The organism is Hymenobacter rubripertinctus, assembly GCF_003583925.1.
Taxonomy (GTDB): Bacteria; Bacteroidota; Bacteroidia; order Cytophagales; family Hymenobacteraceae; genus Hymenobacter; species Hymenobacter rubripertinctus.
On record NZ_QYCN01000079.1, the window covers coordinates 1 to 4,673 of the forward strand.

Consider the following 4,673-nt stretch of genomic DNA (forward strand, 5'->3'; position numbering starts at 1 on the left):
ACCACTAAACAGGGCCAGCTACGCCACACGCCCACCAGCAGCCGGTTCGAGTTGGCCGAGCTGAACCCCGGCGGGGTGCCGATGAAGGAAGCATATGACCAGGCCGTGCAGCGCACCACGCAACGCGACCAAGCGCAAAGCAAAGGGCAGAGCAAAGGGGGGCAAATCACCAGGTAATTCGAGGCCGAAATACCCTGAATTTAAGAACTTAAGAAGTAACCCTATCTAACTACCTGATTACTAATACTAATCACTTTCCATACTGGAAAGCGGGACTTTCCAACCTAGAAAGTATCACTTGTCATAAATGATAGCAAAAAAGAAAGTATGAATTTCTTTTTTGATGCTCATTTGGAAAGTAATATTTACCTTTAAGGGAAATCAGATTTTCCTTTTTAACCGTATTTTGTAAAATGAAACTTTCCGATTTTGAAAGGAATAGAACTAACCCCTTCCTAGATAAGGCATTAGACGAGGTGCAAATTTCTCGCAAGTACAAGACCGCAACTCGCACTGGTGAGAGTGCAATGCTGCAAGCATTTGACCCTAAGACAGGCGAGATTTTGGGCCATACTATGTTCATTCGAGAGATAGAGGTAGACGAAGAAAAATTCACGAAGCTCTATTTAAGCCAATTTGAGAGCTTTTGGGAGCTTTCTAAGCCTGCTATCAGGGTTTTTGGGTACATCATGCAGAAGATGAAACCGAAGTCAGATAAGCTGGAATTTTTCATTGATGAATGTATGCAATACACTCATTACAAGAGTATTAAACCAATATATGCTGCTCTTGCCAGTTTGATAGAGGCAAAAATCATTGCTAGGGGCTACAACGAGAATGTGTACTTCATCAACCCCATGATAATGTTCAATGGGGACCGGGTAAGTTTTGTGCGCAGCTATGTCAAAAAGAAGAAGTCAAAGCAAAGCGACCCACAGCAATTGTCGGTATTTGATGCCATTCCCCCACTTAATATTGACTAACAATGCTCACTATTGAAGAATACGCGCAGCTCCCGGACGAGCTGAAGTATCCGTCCCACGTCGCAGGCCCGCCAGTGCTCGATACCGCCGAGGAGCAAGACCTGAAGCGGGGTTGGTGTTGGTACCCACTTCTGCCCGCAGCGGAGAGAGAGCCGGCCAAACGGTCAACACCATGAGAGTTTGATTTCAACCCTAAAATTCTAATCGAGGAGGTCGTTCTGAGGCGGCTAGCCGAAGTAGCACCAGCCCCGGTTTTAGTAGATAACCAGATAGGAACGTGGCTGATGCCGCTACGCTAGCCGCTTCGCATCGACCTCCCCGATTAGAATTTAATGAACAGATAGTATTAGGACACCCTGGCTAAACTAACGAGCGCATGCAGCGCGGTACGGATACGGGTTTTCACCGTGCCCAACGGAGTGTGAAGGTGTTCTGCTACTTCTGCTTGGGTGTAGCCCCCGAAGTAGAGCAGGTTTATGACCTCTTGGTGTTGAGGCTTGAGGCAGAGTATTAGTTCACGTAACCCGATGTGTTCGGGATTGAAAGTAGAGACGGCTGCCATCCGTTGCACACTGCCGACCTCAAGCGACGAACTATCCCGATAAAAGGAGTTGCGGGGACTGCGCAGGTAATCAATAGCCTGATTAGAGCATATGCGAACCATCCAGGTAAACAAACGTCCCCGGTCAGCGTCGTAGGTGTCAATACTTAACCACACTTTCAGGAAGCTCTCCTGCAAGATGTCCTGCGCTACTATCTCGTCTCGGACCAAACGCTGAATGGTTGCCAACAGGGTCTTGGCATATTTTTCATAGAGCAAGCGGAGAGCCTGCTCGTCGCGGGCCACCAAGCGTTGTACAAGCTCTTCTTCATCCGATATTATGGACAGCGCCGCAGCGAGGGGGAGGGGCATGAAGCGAATAAGCAGTCCAAAATGATGGCTATTTACGCAATAGCGGGGCTATAGGATTCTAACATTCTCCCCCGCACCAACCTCAATTAAGCTTACCTCGAACCGCCAAACAAAAGGAGAAAAACCCTTAATTTTGGGAGCTGTTTGAAGCGTAACCGGCTCTGCTGAGGAGCAACCGGCCAGGAATAAATCAGCCCGCAGACGCAGAGTCTGAAAGCCCCGTACAGCGTTGAAGGTTCGCCCTCTGCTGCACGGGGCTTTTTCGTTCTATTATCAGGTTTTCAGGCATGCCACGCCGCATTGTCTGGGTTTTAAATGGCAAACCACGATGGAAACCAAAGGGGGGATTCAGGCTCGTATTGTGGAGCTTACCAAGGAAATAACCGACGTGCAGGAACAGCTTTGCTTCTGGCAAAGCACTGAGGACCCCGAATTGATGGAGGATGCTCCAGGGCGGGTAGCCGTTTTAGAAACGGACTTAGAAAACTTGCTGAACTGGCGGGCCGGGGCGTTAAGGCAGTTGGGGATAAACCCAGACAATGCGGCGTGGCATGCCTGAAAACCTATGCCCGGAACGGGCAAGCTAGGCCGGAGTATCAATGCCCGGAACGGCCTTATGGGCGTCCCGCAATTCGCATACCTGCGCCCAACTCAGCTCACCGGCAACGTAGCGCCCGTAGAGCTGGTGCGTATACGGGGTTGCGTTTCGGACTATCCCAGGGTTTGCTGCTTTCGCTTGTTGCAGCACGTAGGCCCGTTGCGCAGGGGTTTGGGCATCGGGCCCAAATTTGAGGTCATCGCCCATTAGGATAGCTGCTTAAAGATTAGGTCTATCTGCCCAAATGCCAGCAGGCAAAACCTGTCTAGTAGCAGCTAATTATGGCTTGTGTTCTTGAAAGTAGGGATATTTTGCCCACATGCGTTGGTTAAAGGTACCATGTATAGTGTCTAATTTTGTACTTTCACCATATGATAGTACAGTGTCAAAAATGCGGTAAGGACTACGAGCCGAAGCGTCGAGGGGGTAAATTCTGTTCAGTCTCGTGCCGAGTGGTGCAGCACCAGCTTGTCAAGCGGGGGGAGGCCTGGCCTACTCCCGCGACCGGAGATGAACGGTATTTAGCTGAGAAGTTGGTAGCGGTCGGACGGTCAGCTACGGAAACACTCGCACAGGTTAAGGGGATGCCGACAGCCGAAGCACTGAGTCAATTACGGGGGTTGGTGCAGGCGTGGGCGGGGGTAGCTGATAACTCTGTTATCGACAGGGTACAGTACAACGAGCGGCAAGAAATCAACGCTAAGGCCACCCGAATGCAGCGCGTCAAAATCGGTAAATAAGGGTATTAGCGTAAGTTTTAAGCGTAAGTTTTGCCTAAAATGTACCCTGAAAAAGTGCCATTAGCGTAAGTAATAAGCGTAAATATTGGGCCCAAAACTGTTCAAGAAAAGCGACGGTATAACCCACTATACCGGACTTTGTCCGGCAGGGGGCTTGCAGCCGGCCCTACACCCTCGTAAATCCCCTTTCCCCACCGCCCCATGCCCTACGCCATCTGTCGAGTAGCCAAGATTAAGACCGCCCAGGCGGGCGCGGCCAAGACCGCTCACAACTATCGGCAGCGCGAAACGCCCAACGCCGACACCGAGCGCAAGCCGCTCAACCGGGAGTATATCAACACGGCCGAGCGCAATTATTGGGAGTTGGCCACCGAACGCATTCAGGAGGCCGGGGCCAAAGTCCGGCATGATTCGGTGCGCGGGGTGGAGGTGCTGCTAACGGCCAGCCCCGAGGCATTCAAGCGCCAAGCCGACGGAACCCCGCATGACTGGCACGGTAGCAAATGGGCCGAGACCAATATTGCATTTTTGAAGGCTCAGTTCGGGGAGCAAAACGTAGTGAGCTGCACCCTGCACCAGGACGAGCTGACGCCTCACTTTCACGCCGTCGTTGTGCCTATCACCGAGGACGGGCGGCTATCGGCCAAGGACCGCTTCAACCCCAAAACCCTACGCCAGCTCCAGACCGATTACGCCGAGGCCATGAAGCCGTTCGGGATGGAACGCGGGGTCGAGCACAGCCGCGCCAAGCACGAGGTCATGCGGCACGTCTACGGGGCCCAGGAACGGAGCCGGGGAAAGCTGGCCGACCTGACTAAGCCGGAGCCGGCCACGCGCCTGAGCATCGAGGGGCCGAGCGGGCTGGACCTGGTTAACCTGAGCAAGTGGCGGGCCGACCAGGAGGCCAAACTAAACGCGGAGCTGGTCCGGCAGCTCGCCGCGGCCAACGAACGGGCCAGCAAGGCGGCTAGCATCGCGCAGGACAGCGCCGGAGCCAAAGACCGGGAAAAGACCTTAGCGCGGCAGTTGGCGAGCGTAGAGGGCACGAAAACGAGCCAAATCCAGGTACGGAAGGATGTTGAGGGGGGCTTTACCCGCGCTCTGGTGCAGGTCGCCCAGGGCGAGACGCTGCCAGCGGACGTGCTGGCCTACGCGCACCAAGTGCGTACGGACATCCAGACCGAGACCGAAAAACACGTCCAGCAAGCCCTAAAGGCCCCAATCCGCCAAGTCAGCGACCTGACCGAGCAACTCAAAAAGCTTCCAGGATACATCTACCAGGAAGATCCGACCACTAAACAGGGCCAGCTACGCCACACGCCCACCAGCAGCCGGTTCGAGTTGGCCGAGCTGAACCCCGGCGGGGTGCCGATGAAGGAAGCATATGACCAGGCCGTGCAGCGCACCACGCAACGCGACCAAGCGCAAAGCAAAGGGCA

At 53.6% G+C, this 4,673-nt stretch carries 4 protein-coding genes; 3 read left to right on the forward strand and 1 reads right to left on the reverse strand.

Features of this window, described 5'->3' with window-relative positions; translation table 11 throughout:
* The first annotated feature begins 413 nt into the window (after positions 1–413).
* Positions 414–983: a replication/maintenance protein RepL gene (locus tag D0T11_RS21440; protein WP_119657847.1), complete on the forward strand. Its 570-nt coding sequence runs from the start codon at positions 414–416 to the stop codon at positions 981–983.
* A 346-nt stretch (positions 984–1,329) separates the two neighbouring features.
* Here the strand turns inward: D0T11_RS21440 and D0T11_RS21445 are convergent, their stop codons facing one another.
* On the reverse strand, positions 1,330–1,896 hold the full coding sequence (locus tag D0T11_RS21445) for an RNA polymerase sigma factor (RefSeq protein ID WP_119657848.1): 567 nt from the start codon (positions 1,894–1,896) through the stop codon (positions 1,330–1,332).
* Between the two features lie 229 nt (positions 1,897–2,125).
* Here D0T11_RS21445 and D0T11_RS21450 point away from each other — a divergent pair, with 229 nt between their 5' ends.
* Complete coding sequence (locus D0T11_RS21450) at positions 2,126–2,455, forward strand: hypothetical protein (protein WP_147374785.1); 330 nt, start codon at positions 2,126–2,128, stop codon at positions 2,453–2,455.
* A 980-nt stretch (positions 2,456–3,435) separates the two neighbouring features.
* Positions 3,436–4,673, forward strand: a 1,238-nt coding sequence (gene mobV, locus D0T11_RS21465; protein ID WP_119657852.1) for a MobV family relaxase, incomplete at its 3' end; no start/stop codon positions are given.

What these genes read in the sequence shown, in the direction of transcription:
- D0T11_RS21440 (WP_119657847.1), top strand. Translation starts at nt 414, where the DNA reads ATGAAACTTTCCGATTTTGAAAGGAATAGAACTAACCCCTTCCTAGAT.
- D0T11_RS21445 (WP_119657848.1), bottom strand. Translation starts at nt 1,896, where the DNA reads ATGCCCCTCCCCCTCGCTGCGGCGCTGTCCATAATATCGGATGAAGAA.